Here is a 21,870-nt window from a genome sequence, read left to right as displayed (position 1 = left end):
AACAACAACCATATCTTCTGCAATACTTTGATTTATTACTGAGTGAATATTAACTATATTAAATACCTATCTCTAAATACAATATTTATCAATTATAATGTTAAAATATTCAGGTTTTTCGAAAACTTGTAAGAATTTCAAAGAATATAATCACTTTATTTATCATTTTATTAATGATCACTATCCCCCAGATTATGATAAATTTTCAATATCCATGATAATTAGATAATTTTTTAATCTTCCTTTTCATAGAATAAATTTATATAACATCAATAAATTGACCTTTTATAATTTGACACACCAATCATGACATCGTTAAAATTCCATTGGACACAACAAGCTCAAGATCATAAAGCCCGTGCGGGAATATTACATACCGCTCATGGCGACGTAATCACGCCAACCTTCATGCCTGTAGGAACAGTGGGAACAGTCAAAGCCATGACCATGGATGCTGTCCGTTCAACCGGAGCGGGAATAGTATTGGGAAACACCTATCATCTGATGCTTCGTCCAGGGGCGGAACTGATTCATGAACTGGGTGGATTACACAAATTTATGGATTGGTCTGGACCTATTTTGACAGATTCTGGCGGGTTTCAGGTTATGTCTCTGGGGGCCTTACGTAAACTGAACGAGGAAGGTGTTACCTTTCGTTCTCATATTGACGGATCCACATATAAATTGACACCAGAATCCTCGACGGATATTCAATATCTGCTTGATGCCACCATAACCATGTGTTTTGATGAATGTCCTGCACTTCCAGCCAGTCATGATACCATTGCCAACTCAATGCGTATGTCGATGCGTTGGGCGGAACGATCAAGAAAACGCTTCAAGACAAGACCTGGTTATGCTCAATTCGGCATTGTTCAGGGAGGTATTGAACCCGATTTAAGGATTGAAAGCGCGGAGGCATTAAACAAAATAGGATTTGAAGGTTATGCAATTGGCGGACTTGCTGTTGGTGAACCCCAAGAACAAATGTTTGAAACCCTTGATGTAACTATTCCCTATCTTCCATCAGACAAACCTCGTTATCTAATGGGTGTGGGAACGCCACAGGATATGTTGGGATCAGTTATGCGGGGGATTGACATGTTCGATTGTGTCATGCCAACAAGAGCGGGAAGAACCGGTCGTGCCTATACAAGCCGTGGAACACTTAATATGAAAAACGCCTGTCACATTCATGATCGGCGACCTATTGATCCAGAATGTGATTGCCTCGCCTGTTCAAAACACAGTCGTGCCTATATCCATCATCTTTTCCGCAGCAAGGAAATCCTTGGAGCAATGTTGCTAACCTGGCATAATCTTGCCTATTACCAAAGGCTAATGCGAACTATACATCAGGCTATCTTGGATCAAAATTTAGAAGAAAAAGCGACAGAATTGCATAATGACTGGAATAAAGGCGATTGGAAACTGGATGAATGGAATTGATTATAACTTCAATAATATAAACTAAAAATATTGCTTAAAGCTTTGTCTTGATACCCCTTGAAGACAAAATTATTGTTTAGATGAAGCACATTCCAAAATAGGTTCAATAATATCCCGCTCCATTTCTTTATAAAGTTTAGTATCAGGAGTAATAAGGGGACACATCGTATCTCTCATAAAGGTAATGTGATCATTTCCTCATCAAAATTAAAACGTTTTTTACCCTCTAAACTCCCTTCACACATGACAATAATTTCGGGAGCCAATTTTGTTTCCAAACCATCCAAAGCAACCGACATGAATTTCTGCCATACCACCCGATCAATCGGCGAAGGCCTTAACGTAACCGCTTGATCAAAGTCATGCTGGTCAAAATTAAGAAAAGCGACACTGCCTGGATCTTTAAGGGAAAGTTCTTTAGCCTTCATCATGACACCAAGTGAATGTGTCGTAATCCATAATTGCCCTTCACCTTTAATAAGATTATACATCTCTTCAATCACTTTACCCTGTAAATTGGTATGAATATGCACTTCAGGCTCGTCAATAAGAAATAAAGCACCTTGATATTCATCAAGATTAATAATTAGGTCTAATAATAAATCAAAGGCGGCTTTTTCCCCACTGGACAGGTTTTTATAATTATAATGATCTACAATTCCTTTTTTGAAGTAAAAGGTACCCTCTTCTAATGGTGATTTAATGTTGTTTAATATCAAATCACTAAATACATTTTGCACTGATTGTTGAAGTTTACCAATTAGTTCTTCTCTTAATTTTTTGATTGTTTTACTGTCATTGTCTTCTTCATATAACCTATCAATTGTTCTTTTTATGATTTTTTGGTAATTCAACATAACACGTTGGTCATTTTCAATAAATGCCAAAGTATTATTGCCACCACTAGCTTCAAGAGTATTAACGGAAAAACCAGGGTCGTTACGGTATGCTGTCCTAAAATAAAATTTCGATTTATTACCATTTTGGTGTAAATATATTTCAATTTTACATATATCAAGATAATATTCAGAATGATTATCTATCTGTTCTATCATTGCCCTCTGTTTAAGAAAATACTCTTTTTGAGCTGAACTATTCATTTGATGAATTTTTTGTGAAAAATTCGATGACTGCCAATAATTAAATGCCTCAAACACTGATGATTTTCCACAACCATTCGGCCCTACCAAAACAACCATTTTAGCAGTTTCTGGAATCCCCTCAATTTTCAAGTCAGTAAAACGCTTGAAATTCCTGATTTGAACGTTTTTAATTTTCATTATCAAATACCTTAATATAAATATTTCAAATAAATAAACTATTTTATTAAAATTTAAAATGATAAATAAGTGAAACGTTTTATTTAAAAATTATCTTTTTGCAAATAAAAAAACCAGCAATCACTATACCATGCTGGCTTTTTTGTTCATTGGAAAGAAAACAAAGGAACGATTAGCTTATAAATTTCATCAACTGTCAATCTTGGATATAAAATAATCCATAACCTGATTGTTTTCTGTCAATTCGGGATGAAAAGAACAAACTAGAATATTGCACTGTTCCGCCATAACGATTTTTTTATCATATTCCGCCAGGACATTTACATCTTCACCAACTGAAGCAATATAGGGGGCGCGAATAAAAACGGAAGGAATATTTTTTCCTATACTTCTTATATCCAAATCAACTTCAAAACTGTCAATCTGACGACCGAAACCATTACGTGTTACGGCAATGTCGATCAAATTTAAAGGTTTTAATTTCTCTCCACCATCTGTAATAGAGGAACCACACAAAATTAAGCCTGCACAAGTACCAAAAACCGGATTTTTTCTTGCAAAATCACGTATTGGTTCATAAAGTCCAACTTCTTGTATCAAACGGCTAATTGCTGTTGATTCACCACCAGGTATAATCAATCCCTTTACCAGTTTAAGGTCTTCTGCTGTTTTGATCTCAATTCCCAAAGCACCCAATCCCTGCAACTGGGCAATATGCTCACTCACTGCTCCTTGTAACGCAAGAACCCCAATTTTTTTATGCATTATAATTCATATATACCTTTTTAATCAACATTATAAAAATTCCTATAAAGGGGAAATTCAAATTTCCCCCTTCCCAAAACCTAGTGGGACCGTTCTTGCATTCGTTCATCCACTGATAATTTGCTCATTTCAATACCCTTCATTGGCACACCCAACCCTTTGGATAATTCGGCAATCAATCTGTAATCTTCATAATGAGTTGTGGCCTGAACAATTGCACGGGCAAATTTTTCGGGATTTTCTGATTTGAATATACCGGATCCAACAAAAACGCCATCAGCACCCAATGACATCATCAAGGCCGCATCCGCAGGTGTTGCCACACCACCCGCAGCAAAATTTACAACAGGTAATTTGCCAAGTTGTTTAACCTGTTTAACCAATTCATAAGGTGCGCCAAGATCACGTGCATATACCATCAATTCATCGTCTTTCAATCCCATTACATGATGAATTTGTAACTGAACCTTGCGCATATGACGTACAGCTTCAACAATATTACCTGTGCCCGGTTCCCCCTTGGTCCTTAACATAGAGGCACCCTCTCCGATACGGCGCAATGCTTCACCTAAATCACGGCATCCACACACAAAAGGCACTGTATATTCACTTTTCAGCAAATGATATTCATCATCAGCAGGTGTAAGAACCTCGCTTTCATCAATATAATCAACACCCATCGCTTCAAGTACGCGAGCTTCGGCAATGTGACCAATCCGGGCTTTTGCCATTACAGGAATAGTCACCGCTTTCATAACAGCCTCAACAATAGTTGGATCAGCCATACGAGCCACCCCTCCAGCAGCACGGATATCAGAAGGAACCCGTTCCAGAGCCATCACGGCAACTGCACCCGCTGCTTCTGCTACCTTTGCCTGTTCTGCATTCACAACATCCATAATGACCCCACCCTTTTGCATTTGGGCCATACCACGTTTTACTCTTTCAGATCCTACTTTTTTATTCATTAATATATTCTCCGGTTTAAATTAAGATTATCATGCATAAACATTCAGGGAATTAAAACATCCAATTGGTATGATTCAAACCCATCCAATTTATATATAATCCTCACTTAAAAAGTGCCATGACTAATAACCAATGTCGGATCAACTGGAATTATAAATTTGACAAAAAGTTTCCCGTTTGTAGAAGGGATAATAGAAAGATCGTTCGATACCTTTACAACAAATACAATCGGCAATTTTGAAAGGAATATATTTTATAACCAAAAACCTAGCTTGATAATATCCAGCAATGGAAATAATTCCATAATGATAATAAAAAAATAATATAGTAAAAAAAATATTAATATTATATCATGTCTCTGTATTCAGGGTTTGATCATCATGTGGACTTTGTCTTCCTCTTCCAATAAACCGTTATATCAACAACTTATTCATCTTATTCAGCAAGCCATTATAAATGGTACCCTGGGTCCTGGTGAACGATTGCCTTCTGAAAGGCAGTTGAGCCATCTCCTGAACATCAATCGTTCAACTGTTATCCGTGCATTGAACGAATTGACAGATCGAAAATTATTAATTCGAAAAATAGGCAGTGGATCATATGTAAATCCGCTCAAACATGAAATAAATCTTTATCCATCAATGAATTGGTATCCTGTCAAATCGGTATATACCCAATATCAGCGAGATCCCTATCAAATTCATATACAAGAATTACGTAAAAAGGCTCAGGAAAAGCATATCAACCTTAATGATATGGCAACTGGTGATCTTGCACCTTCCCTTTTACCAAAAATTGATCCTACCGATTTACCCTGGCAACATGTTCTATCGTTAGAACAAGATGATGAAACTACTCTTCTAGGTCTTTATTCCTTTCGCCAGGCCGTTCAATATCATATGAAAAAACGTATAGGTATATCAGTTGACCTATCCGAAATTCTGATTACAACTGGAACTCAGCAGGCCCTTTTTTTATTGACTCAAACCTTGTTAGGGCCAGGCGATCATATTGCGATAGAAACCCCTTCCTCTTTTTTCCGACTTCCCATTTTTCAAGCTTCCGGTTTACGTGTTCATCCTGCTGCACTGGATCAAAATGGGGTGAACCCAGAAATACTCCAGAAATTGATTCGTAAACATCCCGTAAAAATGATTTTTTTAAATCCAGTTTTTCAAAATCCAACCGGTTCAATCCTTTCATCTTTTCGTAAAAAAGAAATCCTACGGCTTTGTCATGATAATCAAATTCCTCTTATTGAAGATGATGCATATAGCCTACTTTCGTTTGATGAGAATACCGATTGTAGATCCATCAAAATGTATGACAAATACAAACAGGTTATATATCTTGGTTCTTTATCTAAATATATTGGTAAAGCAATCCGTGTTGGTTGGATTATAGCCCCTCGTCCCATTATCCATCAGCTTGCCAATGTTAGACGTCAAATCGAGGGTGGAATAAGTGTTTTACCACAATTACTTGCCCAGTATTATTTAACCCATCAAATGGATAATCATTTCAATTTTCTACAGAAAAAACTTTCGAAAAAAGCAAAGAATCTATGTCATTGGTTGGATCAAAATTACCAATCTCTGTTTCAAATTCAACCTCCAAAAGGTGGACTTTATCTCTATTCAAAATGTCCTCCAGACAAAAACAAGGAATTGTCCACCCTTTTACAGGAATGGTTAAAACAAAAAATAATTATTGCAAAGGGTGAAGAATTTGGAGGGTCTCAAGGAGAGATACGATTTAATTTCTCTCATTTTTCTTCAAAAACAATCAAAAGATTAAAAAATTCATTGTGAAAAGGCAATATCAATTCTAACCTATTTATACAAATCAAGTAATTTTATAAGGAAATAAACATGTTATTCAGTCACATCTGCGTCGGCACCAACAATGTAGAAAAAGCAAAGAAATTCTATGATTCTATTTTCAAGGTTATGAATCTTTCCGATTCAGGATTTGATAAAAAGGGGCGTCCTTTTTATGCGAAGGATGGTCAAAAACTGATTATTTGCAAGCCAATCAACGGACAGGCTGCAACTTATTCCAATGGTGGAACTATCGGATTTCAAATGAACTCTCCCGAACAGGTCAATCAATTCCATGCCGCAGGAATAGCCAATGGTGGTGTGTCAATTGAGGACCCTCCAGGTTTACGCAAAGGAACAAATAAATATCTGGCTTATCTTCGTGATCCTGATGGAAACAAACTTTGCGCTTTTTATGAAGAATAGAATAGTTTCTTGAATGATTCAAAGTTTGTTACATATTATTTACAATCAATGTTCAAAAATAATGAACATTGATCTAATATAAATCAATAATTTATTTATATTTTAAACAAACAGTTAATACTACATTCCCATATCCCAATACATTTAAAATCAAGATATTTGAATTATATAATACATTGATCATTAATTTTTAATGGAAGCTAATCATCAATGTTCAAAAACAATTTAACTTTAAAGGAATGTAAAAGATTAATAAGTCTGGTAACCAATTTAAATGTTAGTAACCGGTCATTTGTAATCGCTATGATCCTTTGGTTTTTTTTGGGCTTCTTCGGGGTGCATCGTCTCTATATCAACAAATTTTTTACCGGTATCCTGATGGCTTTCCTTATGGTTTTAGGATTAGTTACAAAAATAGTCCTGATAGGTTATGTTTTTTGCGGAATTGTCTGGCTGTGGTGGATGTATGATTTATTTATGCTCTTAATACAAACAAGCAAACCCAAAACCTTTTATCGAGCCTAACTATATTGACAGCTTTCTGAATTTATCTGCCAAAATTGCGCTGATTGCTCGTCTCAAACCCAATATTCTGATTTGATGTGAGCGATACAAATATAAATGTGCAATTTTGGCAACCCACCCTCTTATTGCAATATGATGACCAAAAACACCAAAAGATTGATAACGTCCAACACTGACAAGTGAACCATAATCTTTATAATCAAAAGGGTTGACCGAAGCAGGATCTTGAATCAGTTTTAAAAAATTACGACTTAAATAGTAGGCCTGTTGCGTAGCCACTTGCGAGGTTGGTGGTAAAGAGTTATCCTGAACAGAAGAGCAATCTCCCATTGCAAATACATAGGGAAACCCAATGACTTGTAATCGTGGGGTCACAACAATCTGGGATCGTTTGGAATATTCGACACCATCAATTTCCTGCAATAAATTATCACCTTTTATTCCGGTTGTCCAAGCAACCTGATCTGCAGGAATTACAGCACCATTTTCAAGATATACGTGATCCTTGGTTACTTCCTTTACGCGCGCTGATAACAAAGTATTTATGCCAATTTTATTCATGGTCACTTTGACAGCATTACCAATTTCTTTCTCAAAAGTGGGTAAAATCTGATCCCCTGATTGCACAACTGTCAAATGCAAATAATCGGTAAAATCATACCCAACATACTGTGAAGACTGTTTAAGCTGATAGATAATTTCACCGCTTAACTCAACTCCAGTCGCTCCGGCCCCAACAATGACAACATGATGCTTTTCCTTCAAAATTGCAGCTTGTATTATAAAATTCCTTAAATCATTGTAAAAATCAAGGGCATGATCCAGATCATCAATTGGATAGGCATATTCTTTTACACCTTTAGTATTAAAATCATTGGTTTTACTGCCCATTGAAATAACCAAGTAATCAAATTCAATATTCCGTTCCGGAAGTATTTCTTTGTTGGTTTTGTCATATAATGCGTCTAAAGTGATTTTTCTCTGTTTCAAGTCAATTTTTGAAACATTTCCCGGATTAAAGATATAACCATCACGTTTGGCCTGTGTAAGAAAGTTAATCCCCTGTTCATTGGGTTTCGCACTTCCTGCAGCAAATGTATGCAGCATCGGTTTCCAAATATGATATTCGCTTTTATCAATTAACATTAATTCATATTGTTCAGATTTCAATAAAGAGGATAATCGGGTCACGAATTCCATTCCCGCAATTCCACCTCCTAATACAACAATACGTTTTTTCTGCATTTTTACTTGCCCCTTTACGTGATCTTAATTGAATACTTATAAAGTTTATGATTTAAAAAAAACCGTACAATTGTTTAATTGATAAACTGAATTTTTATTTGAATTATTACTTTTCTTAAAACAACAACTTATTATTTGTTCTTTAATGATGACGTTACAATTTTTAAATAATTAGGTCAATTGCAAATAAAACTATATAATCATGACCTATTTCTATATTTATTTATGTGACAATAAAAATCATGTCTCTTGATATTTTTCATTTTAAGAATGTTTTCTACACTTAAAGAAAACTTGTTTGAATATACAAACCTATTCTATAAATAAATAATCTGAATTACAATTGATGATAGTTATATATTCATATCTTCATGCTACCTAAAAATTTTTCCAAACTTATTCAAAAAAAAGCGATTGAATTGGGATTTGATCAATGTGGCATTTGTGAAGCATCTCTACCACCAGAAAAAGCGGTTTTACTTAAGGAGTTTATTTCTCTCAAACGGCATGGAACCATGCAGTGGTTGGAAGATCGTCTATATTATCGTTCCAGTCCCCACCATTTATGGCCAGAAGTGAAAACGGCAATTGTCTTGGGAGTAAATTATGGCCCCCGGGAAAATCCCCTGGAAAATCTTAAACATCCTGAATGTGCTAATATATCTGTTTACGCCCGTAATCGGGACTATCATGATATAATCAAGGGATGGCTGAAACATTTAGCCCAATTTATATTAAAAGAGACAAAATATTATTCAAATAATGAACAGGTTAAAGTTTTTGTCGATACGGCACCTATCATGGAAAAACCTCTCGCGCAAAAGGCAGGTTTAGGTTGGCAGGGAAAACATACAAATCTGGTTTCCCGTCAATTTGGCAGTTGGCTTTTTTTAGGTGAGATATTGACCACTCTTCATATTCCCCCTTTACCTGCAAGCAAATCACATTGTGGTTCCTGTAAAAAATGCTTGGTTTCCTGTCCAACTCAGGCTTTCCCCGAGCCTTTTAAACTGGATGCAAAACGCTGTATTTCATATCTCACTATAGAATATGCCGGCAGTATCCCCATCGAATTTCGTAAGGCTATGCAAAATCGAATTTACGGTTGTGATGATTGTCTGGCTGTCTGTCCATGGAATAGTTTCGCCAGTCAAAGTCGTCACATCAAGTTACAGGCTCGAACCGAACTTGTTTTACCCCCACTTGCAAAATTTCTTCAATTCAATGAGGAAGATTTCAGAAGTTTTTTCACTGGATCTCCTGTAAAGCGTATTGGTCATTTACGATTTATCAGGAATATCCTGATTGCGGCAGGTAATTCAAATATAGAAAATCTTTTACCACTAATAATAAATTGGAAAAATCATGATAATGCTATTATCAAGGAAACAGCCCAATGGGCATTTGATCAATTTATGATATCCATATAATTGCAAGCCAATCAAAAATCATGTCACGACATTATTTAAAAAAACGCAGTTTTCAAATTTCTGGCCATCGCACAAGCATCGCTCTGGAACAGGACTTTTGGGATATTCTAGATCAAATGGCGGTATCAAAAAATCTTACCCTGCTTCATTTGATTACTGAAATTGATGCAAAACGGTGTGCAAATCATCCGCTATCCTCTATGCTAAGATTAACAGCGTTACATTTTATATTAAAAAAAATATAGTTATTTGATTTTTCCAACTTTTTTTCAATAAAAATCATTGACTGTAATTAAATAAAAAGATTATCCCTCATATTACAGATAATATATGCCACGAAAACTTTTAAAATAAATTTGCCTTTTAACAAAAGAATAATAGAATGAAGCGAGTTTAATTCTATTATATTAATTCAATGCCTGTTTTTGGAAAAATTTTTGGAACAATCGCCGGCTTCGCAACAAGTGGTCCTCTTGGAGCATTACTAGGTGCTGCCATTGGTCATGCTGCAGATAAAAACAAGCTGTTAAATCCACCTTTGGGAGGATGGGTTGAACAATGGAAACATAAGATCTCTCCCGATCTTGTGGGTGCCAGCACCTATATTGCTGTGCAAATGGCCTCAAATGCCGGTAAAAAAGAGCAAGTTATGGCATTATGTCTCATCATTTTATCTGCCAAGCTTGCCAAATGTGATGGTCCGGTCAACCGAAGTGAGGTTGATTATTTTAAACATCATCTTCATATTCCACCACAGCAAGAAAAGCAAATAGGTATGCTTTTTGATCGGGCCCGTTCAAGAGTTGATGATTATCCAAAATTTGCAAAAATTCTTAAACACAATTTCCAAGAGGAAAAAGGCAAACTTGAAAATGTTTTTATCCTTCTATATATGCTGGCCCGTTCTGATTTAAAAAAATCGGAACCTCTTCATCCGCTTGAAGAAAAATATTTGCGACATATCCAGCATATATTCGGTCTCTCAGAACGAGTATGGGATTATGCAGCCCAAGGAGGCAGTCCCCGTTCTGTTTCTGACGAACCTGATGCATACGTAATACTTGGGGTTGATCCTAAAACGGATACCGAAACTATCCGCAACCGTTGGCGTGAACTTGTTCGCATCTATCATCCTGACCTTATTGCAGCAAAAGGGGGAAATCCACAGGAAATTGAAAAGGCAAACCAAAAAATCGTAAAAATTAATGCTGCATGGGATTATATTAAACATAATCGTGGAATTTAATTTCAACAATTTTCTATATAATCGTTTGGATCAGATTCTTAATTTTGAGACATGAGCATAACATAAAAGATCTTTCGTTATTTGTTGTTTTATTATCACAATCAGATCTTTCATGTCTCAATTTTAATTAATACAAATTCTTTTTTCTGTTGTTTAATGATGAATCTGCTATGTTCTGAATTGTTATTGCCTAAATTGTTATGATTATTTATTTAATTCATTTAAATTGTATGATCAAAATTTAAAATTGTTATAACGAATTAAAAGTTAACAAAGGTTGCCATGAATTTCACCCCATTTTCTTTCTTTAATTTTCCAAAATCATCCGAACTGAAAAAAAAGAATTTTTTATTACCTTGCTTAACTTTTCTGGGCTGTCTTGGCATTTTTCTGAATGGATGCAGTAATCCGCCACCAAAAGATCCTGAAGCCTTGGCTGAATATAAACATAATAATGACAAATATGAGCCAACCAATCGTAAAATGTACAATTTTACAATAAAAATGGATAAATATACGCTGAAACCTGTAGCCAAAGCGTATGTATGGGCGGTGCCAAAAGTGGTCCGGAAATCACTCAGCAATATGATACGCACCATGGATGAACCCGTTGTCTTTTTCTCAGATGTCGGGGCAGGTAAATCAAGACGCGCTGGAGATGCTTTTGCCCGTTGGTGTATAAACATGGTGGCCGGAATTGGAGGATTAATAGATGTAGCCGAAATGGCTGGATATAAACATCATGACACCACCCCCGGTATGACTCTGGCCAGTTGGGGCGTAAAATCAGGTCCCTATCTATTCGTTCCCTTCATGGGACCAACCTCTCTACGTGAAGGTGGGGGATCCATCATTGCGGTTGGTCTGTCACCATGGAATTATGTCCCCAGAGGATATGGCTTGATAACTTTTAACTGGGCATATAATATTTTAGGTGTAATAAGTTCGAGGGCTGATTATCTTGATGCAATGAATCAATTGCAACAGGATTCTTTGGATCCTTACGCAACCATCCGAAGTGCCTATCAACAACAGCAAGATGCTGAAATCAAAGCACTTATCGAGGATCATAGAGCAACTGTCCCTGCATGGTATGTTAAATAATTTAGGAGCTATATTTTGAAAATTCATCCCTGTAAAATCTTTTTTCCTGCACTTGCGATTAGCGGTATTCTCCTTGCTGGGAACGTTGTTTCAAAACAAGCGATTTTCCCTCTTATAACCCAAGTTCATGCTTCAGAAGCCACCTATTCCGACAATCAGTTGAAAGAGTGGCTGCGATCCACCGGGAATGAAATGGTTGCCATTGTAAATGCAGATTATTCGAAGACTGAACAAAAAGAAAAATTTCTGCCTATTTTGAATAAATATGTTGATGTCGATGGTATCGCGAAATTCTGTCTGGGGCGTTTTTGGAGGGTCGCCACTTCAGACCAGCAACAAGAATATACCCAGCTTTTTCATCAGGTACTCGTTAATTCAATTACCAATCGGCTTGGAGAATATAAAGGGGTTTCATTTACCATTGGCGAAATTACGTCAACAGAGGGAAACAAAAAATCCATTCAGACTACCTTGAAACGTCCAAAACAGCCAGATGTCGTCATTCAGTGGATTATTGAAATTAAAAATGGCTCCCCAATGGTTGTTGATATTATTGGTGAAAATGCGTCACTTGCCGTAACTCAAAGAGGAGATTACACATCTTTTATTGCACGTCATCAAAATGATGTATCCGCTTTGATTGCAGCCTTAAAACGCCAACTTCAAAACCATTCCTAAATTAAATTGACCATCATAAAATATTTTATGATGGCATAATAATTATCCTGCCAGTAATCATGACTAAAGAGCGTTTTTCAGATCATTTTATAAATGAGCTTGAACAGCTGTTCACTTGGCGAAGGGATGTCAGGCATTTTAAACCAGATCCTATACCTGACGAAATAATGAATCAATTATTGTCTTTTGCATGTAAGGCACCTTCTGTTGGATTGAGTGAACCCTGGTACTTTATCAAAATTAACAGGCCCGAATTGCGACAGAAAATCTATAATGTTTTTAAAAAAAATAATTTACAGGCAAGCCGTGATTACAGTTCCGATAAACAAAAACTTTACAATTCTTTAAAACTATCCGGAATGGATGACGCTCCACATCATATTGCTGTTTTTTCCGAACGCAATCCCGATCAGGGCAAAGGCCTAGGACGCAAGACAATGCCGCAAACCACCGCTTACTCAACTGTTATGGCCATATATAGCTTCTGGTTAGCTGCCAGAGCCTATGGTATAGGCGTTGGATGGGTTTCCATCATAACACCAAAGGATATACATCAGATTCTTGAAATACCGGAAACCCTTGAATTTATCGCTTACCTCTGTGTTGGATATCCACAAACGATCCGGGATAAACCAGAGCTTGAAGAAAAAGGTTGGGAAAAGCGTAATTCGCAAAAAAATAAATGGATCATCAAATAACAATTCAAGATTAAGAATTCCGTGGCATTTTTTACGGTTTAATTAAAAAAAAACCTTTTTAACAGACACTTTTTATGCTTTGCTATAATTTATGAGTTCTTGTTAAATAAATATTGCCTTTCTATATTTACCTTAAAAAAGAAACCATCTTGATATAAAATATAACCCTAAATAACAAGGGAATTAAGTTTATGAGTCATTCTTCAAATGAAGCGTCAACCATAACAACTCAAGACAATAAATTTACCAATTACCCTATTGCCTTAAGTGTTATTTCAATCGTGTTTTTCATGTGGGGTTTCTTAACCTGTCTAAACAACATTTTAATTCCACATCTCAAAACCGTCTTTAACCTTAATTACACACAAGCGATGCTGGTGCAATTCACGTTTTTTGGAGCATATTTTTTAATGTCTGTTCCAGGAGGCAAAATTGTATCCAGGCTTGGCTATAAAAAAGGAATCATTACCGGATTGATTATTGCCGCCATTGGAACATTTTTATTCTGGCCAGCAGCAACAATTGCGAATTACTACTTTTTCCTTCTTGCCCTATTTATTTTGGCAACCGGCATTACCATCCTGCAAGTTTCAGCCAATCCTTATGTCACACTTTTAGGGCCACAAAAAACAAGTTCTAGCCGCCTTAACATGGCCCAGGCCTTGAATGCCCTTGGGACGACTGTTGCTCCTTATCTTGGCAGTATTCTAATCTTAACCGGTGCCGCTTATACAATACCCAACAGGATTGCATCCGATCCACAGACCATCCAGTTAATTTCAACTCTTGAAAATAATCCAACAAATGATATAGAGGCAATTTTTGCAAAGGCCTCCAATGAAAATGTTGCTTATGCTTTGAAAAACATACCTCCTTATGTATACGAAAAGCTTCCGGATTCCCTAATCCAACAAGAATTACAAAAATTTTCACCCGAATTAATTGGAACAACACTAAACAATATACCAACTGAAAAAAAATTAAGCTTATTAAGTCATTTCACCGCTGAACAAATTGATCAAATTCCAACCGGGTCCTTGGTTGAAGCTCTTGAAAGCTTTTCAACCCTGAAATTGCAACCAATTGATCAGGAAAATCTCACACAGCTCAAACAACATATTTCTGATTCAACCAATACTAAAATTGAACAGTATCGTAAAGAACAAGCTAAATCTGTTCAAACTCCTTATGCAGTGCTTGGAATTATCCTTGTTTTACTGGCTGGCTTTGTAGCAATCTTTAAATTACCTACCAACAAAGACGACAATCAAAACCAACAGAAACAAAAATATAAACTTTCTGACGTGTTCAAACATCCTCATGCAGTTTTGGGCGCTATAGGAATCTTCTGTTATGTTGGTGCCGAAGTCGCATTGGGCAGTTTTATGATAAATTATCTGACCCTGCCAGAAATAGGCAGAATGTCTGAACAGCAAGCTGCACAATATGTTACTTTATTCTGGGGAGGCACCATGGTTGGCAGGATTGTTGGATCAGCCGTGATGGTCAAAAGTTCGCCAAGTAAAATGCTAAGTTGGTGTGCAATTATCAATCTCTGTCTTTTATTGACAACCATGTTTAGCACAGGGTATGTTGCAGTTTATTCCATCGTGGCGATTGGGTTGTTCAACTCTATAATGTTCCCAACCATATTCTCACTTGGTATTGCAGAAATGGGCCCTCTAACAGAACAGGCATCGAGTTTGTTAGTTATGGCTATTGTTGGTGGTGCAGTCGTACCGTTCATTCAGGGAATGCTAAGCGATGCCATTGGAATTCAGCATGCATTCTTTCTAACCCTGATTTGTTACGCATTTATTCTATATTACGGTGCCAAAGGTTCCAATCCAAAAAAAGTAACAGCATAATTTATTCATAAATATAATTCTTTAAAAAACCTGAAATCTGGAATACGGATGTGCCTTTAACTGAAAAAAAAATTTTTGTCCGTATTCTGGATTTTTCATGTCTGCATAAAAATTACAATATACATTACATCATTTGAAATTTTGGTCGGACTATACAGTCATTCTCTCTACGATAATACACTGACATAAGTTAGCATCTTGTATCCATGACGCACGAATTGCTCCTCAACATTCATGCCAATACTTCCAAGAATACGACGAGATGCTATATTTCTTTCTTTGGTAACCGCCACTATCCGTTGATACCCACGCTCATGGGCGGCCGACAATACAGCAAATGCTGCCTCACGGGCATATCCTTTCCCTTGCGCCCATCCCCATAGTGCAAATCTCAATGCATGCCCACGGTTATCATTGCGCAAATGTATCCCTGTTATTCCCAAAAATTGACCTGTTCTATTTTGAATATGCTTGCGAACAGTATATATGCCAATCCTATGAGATCCCCAATAAAGAATATCCTCAGCCATTTCCTTTTGCACTTGCCATGAAGTTCGAACACCACCCAACATACTACTAAAGGTCAAAACATCCGTTTTTAAAGCCAAAATATCCGGCATATCCTGCCAATTTACCGGCGATAAAATCAAACGTGAAGTTCTTAAATCCAACCAGTTCACAGATATCAAAACTTACATAAAAAGCCCATCATGACAAAAATCATATGGGCTTTTTCAATTTAAATCAATAATAACCGAAATTATCGTGAAATTGGACGATATTTGATACGACTAGGTTCTGTTGCATCAGGGCCCAGACGCCGTCGCTTATCCTCTTCATACGCTTCAAAATTGCCTTCAAACCATTCGACATGGCTATCCCCTTCAAATGCAAGGATATGAGTTGCAAGACGATCCAGAAACCATCGGTCATGGCTAATGACCACAGCGCAACCGGGGAATTCCTCCAAAGCTTCCTCAAGAACACGCAAAGTATCGAGATCAAGATCATTGGTTGGTTCGTCCAGCAGGATTACATTGCTTTCCTGTTTTAACATTTTGGCAAGATGAACACGGTTTCGTTCACCACCGGATAGAACACCAACCTTTTTCTGCTGATCCGATCCCTTGAAATTAAATGTTCCAACATAGGCTCTCGAAGGAATTGCACGCTTACCCAGATAAAGGACATCCGTCCCACCGGAAATTTCTTCCCATACGGTTTTATTGGGATCCAATTCATGACGGGACTGGTCAACATATCCCAACTTTACCGTATCACCAATACGTATCTCACCTTCATCAGGTTTAACAGCACCTATAATCATTTTGAACAGGGTTGATTTACCCGCACCATTTGGACCGATTACTCCTACAATCCCTCCAGGAGGCAATTTGAAGTTCAATTTATCAATTAATAAACGGTCACCAAATCCTTTGCTGAGATTATCCGCTTCAATAACAACATTACCTAAACGGGGGCCAGGAGAAATATAAATATCCGCAACACCTGTTGCCTTTTCCTGGCTTTGAGAAAGCATTTCCTCATATTTTGCAATACGGGCCTGGCTTTTCGCCTGACGTGCCTTTGGTGAGGAATTGATCCATTGCTGTTCTGCAGCCAGGGCCCGTTGACGTGCACTTTCCTCTTTTTCTTCCTGAGCCAGACGTTTGCGCTTTTGTTCAAGCCATGAAGAATAATTACCCTCGAATGGATAACCACGGCCACGCTCAATTTCCAAAATCCAGTTCGTAACGTTATCCAGGAAGTATCGATCATGGGTAATCAGAATAACGGTACCAGCATATTCCCGTAATGTCTGTTCTAACCATGCAACACTTTCCGCATCAAGATGATTTGTCGGCTCATCCAATAAAAGAATATCTGGTTTTTCCAGCAACAGACGACACAGGGCGACACGACGTCGCTCACCTCCTGATAATTTATCGACTCTTGCATCAGCTGGTGGACAACGTAACGCATCAAGGGCAATTTCAATTTGACGATCAAGTTCCCAACCATTACCGGCATCAATTTTTTCTTGCAGATCAGCCTGTTCTGCCAACAAGGCATTCATGGTGTCATCATCCATCGGCTCGGCAAATTTCATTGAAATTTCGTTAAACCGATCAACAGCCTTTTTTAAAGGGCCAAAACCTTCGGCAACATTTTCACCAACCGTTTTAGTTTCATCCAGCTGCGGTTCTTGTTCTAAATATCCAACCCTGATTCCATCAGCTGCCCAGGCTTCCCCGCCAAATTCCTTATCCTTGCCTGCCATAATGCGTAATAGAGTTGATTTACCCGCACCATTGACCCCAAGAACACCAATCTTTACCCCAGGCAGAAAAGACAAAGTTATGCCTTTAAACACTTCACGACCACCGGGATAAGCCTTTGTCAAATCTTTCATCACATATACATATTGAGGCCCAGCCATCGTTAAGAAGCTCCTTATATCATCTATCTAGTATTAAATATTTAGGGGGAAGAACCTGAGACAATCACCGTTATCTTTTATTGCCCTCAGGCTGGATAAAAAGCGTCTGCGCCTGGCAGGACTCGAACCTGCAACCAGGCCGTTATGAGCGGTCGGCTCTAACCAATTGAGCTACAGGCGCGTTGACGCAGCTCATATTTGCCGCAAAACAATCATTTTTGCAAGCGTTTTCTTTACGTTTATCTGAAAAAAACTTTGATTATTACCCATTCCATTCAATTTCATTTATCCATAATCCTGATATTATCAAAAGTTTTAAGATATATTTTTATAATTTTTCCAAAATGTTAGGATAAAGTCCAGATATAACTATCAGGTCATCCCTGTTTAGAAATTTAACCCGTTTCAATATATTGATAAATCAACGGCAATTCGTTAGTATTCCTGTTTTAAATAATAATGGAACATGATTATGGATCTTTCTAAGATTGCACCGGGCAAAGACGTGCCTAATGATATTAATGTTGTTATTGAAATTCCCAAGGGTTCAAAAGTAAAATATGAAATTGACAAAGAAAGCGGTGCTGTTTTTGTTGACCGTATTGTCTTTACCCCCATGGCTTATCCTGCTGCTTATGGATTTATTCCCAACACCCTTGCAGCTGATGGTGACCCTATTGATATGCTGGTTTTGATTCCGGAAGCGGTGGTTCCAGGTTGTGTTATTCGTGCCCGTCCAATCGGTGTTTTAAAAATGGAGGATGAATCAGGCATGGATGAAAAAGTGATCTGTGTTCCACACAATAAAATTCATCCTCTATACTCGAAAATTCATGAAGTTTCAGAGCTTCCAGAAATTACCCGCCAAGAAATCGAACATTTCTTTACCCATTATAAAGATTTGGAAAAGGGTAAATGGGTTAAAATCCAAGGCTGGGACAATAAGGCAAAAGCTTGTGAATTAATTGAAACCGCAATTAAAAAATATAAAAAATAAATATATAGCTTATCAGATAAACTAGGAGCTTAAAATTGCTCCTAGTTTATTATAAAAATCATCAAAGATTAATAATGATTTTTATAATTCATCCTATTTCTTTAAATAAAAGTTGAACGTTTAAATATGCTGGTAGATCTAATTTTTACCAATCTGATTGATGACCCAAAAGATGAAAAATATCTTTACGAATTTTAATCAGTTCTTCCGAGTCTCTATGCCTTGGATAATCCATATTGAGCCGAAATTCACCTATGATATGCGCTGGACGATGCCGCATGACAATAATGCGCGTTGCCAGTAACAATGCCTCCTCAATATCATGGGTTACCATAATTGCCGTGAATTTTCTTTGTTGCCATAAATGAACCAACTCTTTTTGCATTGTAATGCGAGTCAGGCTGTCCAATTTTCCCAGTGGTTCATCCAAAATAAGAATGCCTGGATCATTAACCAAGGCTCTGGCCAACGCCACCCTTTGTGCCATGCCACCCGATAATTGTCGAGGGTAGGCATTTTTAAAACTATTCAACCCGATCAGTTCAAGCATCAGTTGAACGGCATGATCGTTCTTTACCTTACGGATTTTGAAACCCAAATTGACATTATCCCAGACTGTCAACCATGGATATAGGGTCGGATCCTGAAAAACAACCACTCTTGATGGATCTGCCTCAGAAATTTCCTGTCCATTTGCCTGAATCAATCCATTCAAAGGTTGCTCAAGCCCCGCTATCATTCGTAACAATGTTGATTTACCACATCCTGATGGGCCCAGTATGACAACAAATTCCTGTGGTTCAATTGTCAGATTAATATCATCCAATACCGGCAAATCATCATTATCCAGACTATAACCATGACTTAAATGTGTGATGTCAATCCTTTGTTTTTCTGCCATACATCCCTACCATTTAATACTTTCTTTTTGCCAACGCAGTAAACGATTCCTAATTTTAAAAAGTAGGGTCATGAAGCTTGTGCACATTACCGCCATGATGATTAAAGCCGCATACATATTTGGATAGGCAGCCCATCCCTGCGCCCATTGCATATAGAACCCGAGGCCTGCTTTTACCCCCAGCATTTCCGCTACGACAAGCATATAGAAACAGGAACCCAAAGCCATGAACATCCCTACAAAAACAAAAGGTAAAGCCGCAGGAATGGCAACATGACGAATCAAGAAGGATGAGCTTGCCCCCATCGTTCGGGCAACATCATAATATCCCGGATTGACCCCTGCGATTCCTGACCATGTCAATACTGCAACAGGAAAAGCGGCGGCAAATGCCATTAACAGTTCACCCGCCAACCAACTGGATGGTATAACGGCAAAAAGTAAAGGTAAAAAAGCTACAGGTGGCAAAGGTCCAAAAAACCTCAATACAGGATGGGCCCAATAGCCAAAACGTAAAGACCATCCCATTCCTATCCCGATTAAAAAGCCAATAAGACAACCAAAAATATATCCCCCCAACAGCAACGTTAGGGAATGTAACAGGGAATCCAGTAGACGATACCAATCTGTTATGAATACATCCAACAATTCCTGTGGTGCACCAAAAAAAGGACGCGGCAGTAATAACCACTTTGCCTGTACAATTTCCCATCCTCCTGTAATAAGAGCCAGAGCCAGCAACCATGGTCCATAATATCTAACTTTATTAAATGGAAGCGTTACTATACAAAAAAACGCTATAATGATACATAGACAGGCAAATTCAGTTGTTCTGGGAAAATCATCAGCATTTTTGATAAAATAGGTAAGAAAAGCAGTCCCAAACCACATTATAAAAGCTGCCAATTGCGGCCAATATGCCATTTTTACTTTTTGAATCATAAAGCAAAAATGTCCTCGGTAACTTTATCGGCATACGCATTTATATCGAGAGAAAGAGGAAAAACACCTATTTGTTTTAATTGCTGTGCATAAAAAGATACATTTTGCCGGAGATTGCTGCCAATAACCTGTTGATGAGTTCCTTCTGATTCAAGAATTTCAGTTAACTGCCCAACAGTTGCCTTGGGCGCATAGGGTTTAAAAATTTCAGCCGCCTCTTCCTTATTATGATGCACCCATTGACCTGCTTCCAGAATTGCCTGAGTAAGTGCCTTACCTACCAATGGATCTTTTCTTATCAGTGACCCTCTTAAACCGACAACACAGCAGGCGATTTTTGCCCATTCACCTGACATATTGGAATCTATAGTGACAAGATGATGTTCCTGCTTAAGTAAATAAGCCAAGGGATCATCCAGTCCTGCAGCCTGGACCGCCTGACGTTTTATAGCCAAAGGTAGAATGTCAGATGGAAACTGACGCCAATTTACGTCTTTTTCAGGATCTATCCCGATTTCCCTGAAACGCATGCTGAAAAAATTTTTTGCTGGTCCACCAATATCTCCAACACCGATTGTCTTACCTTTCAGATCTGCCAGATTCTTTATGGAACTTGTACCAGAAGCCAATAAATGCAAACAGCCAGAATGTAACCCCGCAACAAGTTTAACATCAAATCCCTGCTGTAAAGGTTTCAACCAACGCAGGGCCATACCTGACGCACCATCAGCCTTACCTGTCGACATTGTTTCCAGCATTTGGTCGACAGATCCTGCAAAATCAATAAAATTTACATCCAGATTATATTTACTAAAAAAACCCTTGGCTTGTGCAACTGGAAAGGCAACCGTACATATTGAATCCGCACTCCAAGCAAGTGTTATTTTTCTTGCGGCACCCTGAAGTTTTTGCATTGTTCCCAAATTAGGAAAATGACTATCTCCAGTTTGAGATTGCTCTTCAGCGAAGGCCTGATTTCCACAACGACCGGCGATAAAAGCGGCACCAGAAGCCATTAGAAAGGAACGCGTAAATTTACGACGGCTGATGCGATCAAAATCCATAAGGTTTTTCCTTATTATAAATC

The 21,870-nt window shown here is 37.7% G+C and carries 21 protein-coding genes and 1 tRNA gene; 12 read left to right on the top strand and 10 right to left on the bottom strand.

Annotation, left to right across the window (positions count from 1 at the left end):
* Positions 1 to 306: 306 nt before the first annotated feature.
* Positions 307 to 1,449, top strand: a complete 1,143-nt coding sequence (gene tgt, locus GM552_RS02615) for a tRNA guanosine(34) transglycosylase Tgt (protein ID WP_155565145.1) — start codon at positions 307 to 309, stop codon at positions 1,447 to 1,449.
* Between the two features lie 173 nt (positions 1,450 to 1,622).
* On the opposite strand, the gene GM552_RS02610 is transcribed toward tgt, so the two are convergent.
* From GM552_RS02610 to pdxS, 3 genes are all read right to left on the bottom strand, one after another.
* Positions 1,623 to 2,729 carry an AAA family ATPase gene (locus GM552_RS02610; protein ID WP_155565144.1) on the bottom strand — a complete coding sequence of 369 codons (1,107 nt, stop codon included), beginning with the start codon at positions 2,727 to 2,729 and terminating at the stop codon, positions 1,623 to 1,625.
* 189 nt (positions 2,730 to 2,918) lie between these two features.
* Positions 2,919 to 3,494, bottom strand: a complete 576-nt coding sequence (pdxT, locus tag GM552_RS02605; RefSeq protein WP_155565143.1) for a pyridoxal 5'-phosphate synthase glutaminase subunit PdxT — start codon at positions 3,492 to 3,494, stop codon at positions 2,919 to 2,921.
* An 80-nt stretch (positions 3,495 to 3,574) separates the two neighbouring features.
* Positions 3,575 to 4,462, bottom strand: a complete 888-nt coding sequence (gene pdxS / locus GM552_RS02600; protein ID WP_155565142.1) for a pyridoxal 5'-phosphate synthase lyase subunit PdxS — start codon at positions 4,460 to 4,462, stop codon at positions 3,575 to 3,577.
* A gap of 381 nt (positions 4,463 to 4,843) precedes the next feature.
* Between pdxS and GM552_RS02595 the strand changes: the two genes are divergently transcribed.
* The 3 genes from GM552_RS02595 (at position 4,844) to GM552_RS09035 (ending at position 7,234) form a co-directional block, all read left to right on the top strand.
* Entirely contained in the window at positions 4,844 to 6,274 is a 1,431-nt protein-coding gene (locus GM552_RS02595; RefSeq protein WP_155565141.1) for a PLP-dependent aminotransferase family protein, read from the top strand.
* A gap of 60 nt (positions 6,275 to 6,334) precedes the next feature.
* Positions 6,335 to 6,709, top strand: a complete 375-nt coding sequence (locus GM552_RS02590) for a VOC family protein (protein WP_155565140.1) — start codon at positions 6,335 to 6,337, stop codon at positions 6,707 to 6,709.
* A 210-nt stretch (positions 6,710 to 6,919) separates the two neighbouring features.
* Positions 6,920 to 7,234 (top strand): TM2 domain-containing protein, encoded by a 315-nt coding sequence (locus GM552_RS09035; protein WP_155565139.1) that lies wholly within the window; start codon positions 6,920 to 6,922, stop codon positions 7,232 to 7,234.
* Here the strand turns inward: GM552_RS09035 and GM552_RS02580 are convergent, their stop codons facing one another.
* A complete protein-coding gene (locus tag GM552_RS02580; RefSeq protein ID WP_155565138.1) occupies positions 7,235 to 8,479 on the bottom strand; it encodes an NAD(P)/FAD-dependent oxidoreductase in 1,245 nt (414 codons plus the stop codon). It lies immediately after the preceding gene.
* A 371-nt stretch (positions 8,480 to 8,850) separates the two neighbouring features.
* Here GM552_RS02580 and queG point away from each other — a divergent pair, with 371 nt between their 5' ends.
* From queG to GM552_RS02545, 7 genes are all read left to right on the top strand, one after another.
* Positions 8,851 to 9,909 (top strand): tRNA epoxyqueuosine(34) reductase QueG, encoded by a 1,059-nt coding sequence (gene queG, locus GM552_RS02575; RefSeq protein ID WP_155565137.1) that lies wholly within the window; start codon positions 8,851 to 8,853, stop codon positions 9,907 to 9,909.
* A 20-nt stretch (positions 9,910 to 9,929) separates the two neighbouring features.
* On the top strand, positions 9,930 to 10,154 hold the full coding sequence (locus GM552_RS02570; RefSeq protein ID WP_155565136.1) for a ribbon-helix-helix domain-containing protein: 225 nt from the start codon (positions 9,930 to 9,932) through the stop codon (positions 10,152 to 10,154).
* Between the two features lie 170 nt (positions 10,155 to 10,324).
* Positions 10,325 to 11,155 (top strand): TerB family tellurite resistance protein, encoded by an 831-nt coding sequence (locus GM552_RS02565; RefSeq protein ID WP_110438695.1) that lies wholly within the window; start codon positions 10,325 to 10,327, stop codon positions 11,153 to 11,155.
* A 282-nt stretch (positions 11,156 to 11,437) separates the two neighbouring features.
* The gene (locus GM552_RS02560) at positions 11,438 to 12,259 is read left to right on the top strand and encodes a VacJ family lipoprotein (RefSeq protein WP_155565135.1); all 822 of its coding nucleotides are present in this window, start codon (positions 11,438 to 11,440) and stop codon (positions 12,257 to 12,259) included.
* 15 nt (positions 12,260 to 12,274) lie between these two features.
* Positions 12,275 to 12,937 (top strand): phospholipid-binding protein MlaC, encoded by a 663-nt coding sequence (locus GM552_RS02555; RefSeq protein WP_110438693.1) that lies wholly within the window; start codon positions 12,275 to 12,277, stop codon positions 12,935 to 12,937.
* Positions 12,938 to 12,996: 59 nt separating this feature from the next.
* Positions 12,997 to 13,635, top strand: a complete 639-nt coding sequence (gene bluB / locus GM552_RS02550; RefSeq protein WP_155565134.1) for a 5,6-dimethylbenzimidazole synthase — start codon at positions 12,997 to 12,999, stop codon at positions 13,633 to 13,635.
* A gap of 191 nt (positions 13,636 to 13,826) precedes the next feature.
* On the top strand, positions 13,827 to 15,503 hold the full coding sequence (locus GM552_RS02545) for a sugar MFS transporter (RefSeq protein WP_155565133.1): 1,677 nt from the start codon (positions 13,827 to 13,829) through the stop codon (positions 15,501 to 15,503).
* A 167-nt stretch (positions 15,504 to 15,670) separates the two neighbouring features.
* On the opposite strand, the gene GM552_RS02540 is transcribed toward GM552_RS02545, so the two are convergent.
* The 3 genes from GM552_RS02540 to GM552_RS02530 all read right to left on the bottom strand — a co-directional run bounded on the left by GM552_RS02540 (position 15,671) and on the right by GM552_RS02530 (position 18,124).
* Positions 15,671 to 16,183 (bottom strand): GNAT family N-acetyltransferase, encoded by a 513-nt coding sequence (locus GM552_RS02540; protein WP_347400606.1) that lies wholly within the window; start codon positions 16,181 to 16,183, stop codon positions 15,671 to 15,673.
* Between the two features lie 80 nt (positions 16,184 to 16,263).
* Positions 16,264 to 17,943, bottom strand: coding sequence for an energy-dependent translational throttle protein EttA (gene ettA, locus GM552_RS02535; protein ID WP_155565132.1), 1,680 nt, complete (start codon positions 17,941 to 17,943; stop codon positions 16,264 to 16,266).
* A 107-nt stretch (positions 17,944 to 18,050) separates the two neighbouring features.
* Positions 18,051 to 18,124 (bottom strand) — tRNA-Ile (locus GM552_RS02530).
* Positions 18,125 to 18,415: 291 nt separating this feature from the next.
* Here GM552_RS02530 and ppa point away from each other — a divergent pair.
* Positions 18,416 to 18,940: an inorganic diphosphatase gene (gene ppa / locus GM552_RS02525; RefSeq protein ID WP_155565131.1), complete on the top strand. Its 525-nt coding sequence runs from the start codon at positions 18,416 to 18,418 to the stop codon at positions 18,938 to 18,940.
* Positions 18,941 to 19,085: 145 nt separating this feature from the next.
* On the opposite strand, the gene GM552_RS02520 is transcribed toward ppa, so the two are convergent.
* From GM552_RS02520 to GM552_RS02510, 3 genes are read right to left on the bottom strand one after another with little or no spacing between them, the layout of a single operon-like run.
* A complete protein-coding gene (locus GM552_RS02520) occupies positions 19,086 to 19,841 on the bottom strand; it encodes an ABC transporter ATP-binding protein (protein WP_155565130.1) in 756 nt (251 codons plus the stop codon).
* 6 nt (positions 19,842 to 19,847) lie between these two features.
* Positions 19,848 to 20,783 (bottom strand): ABC transporter permease, encoded by a 936-nt coding sequence (locus GM552_RS02515; RefSeq protein WP_155565129.1) that lies wholly within the window; start codon positions 20,781 to 20,783, stop codon positions 19,848 to 19,850.
* A complete protein-coding gene (locus tag GM552_RS02510; protein WP_155565128.1) occupies positions 20,780 to 21,847 on the bottom strand; it encodes an ABC transporter substrate-binding protein in 1,068 nt (355 codons plus the stop codon). The genes GM552_RS02515 and GM552_RS02510 overlap by 4 nt, the downstream gene beginning before the upstream one ends.
* Positions 21,848 to 21,870: the final 23 nt, after the last annotated feature.

It is taken from the genome of Commensalibacter sp. ESL0382 (genome assembly GCF_009725775.1).
Taxonomy (GTDB): domain Bacteria; phylum Pseudomonadota; class Alphaproteobacteria; order Acetobacterales; family Acetobacteraceae; genus Commensalibacter; species Commensalibacter melissae.
Note: the sequence above shows the minus strand (reverse complement) of the source record. Positions and strands in the feature narration are given on the sequence as shown.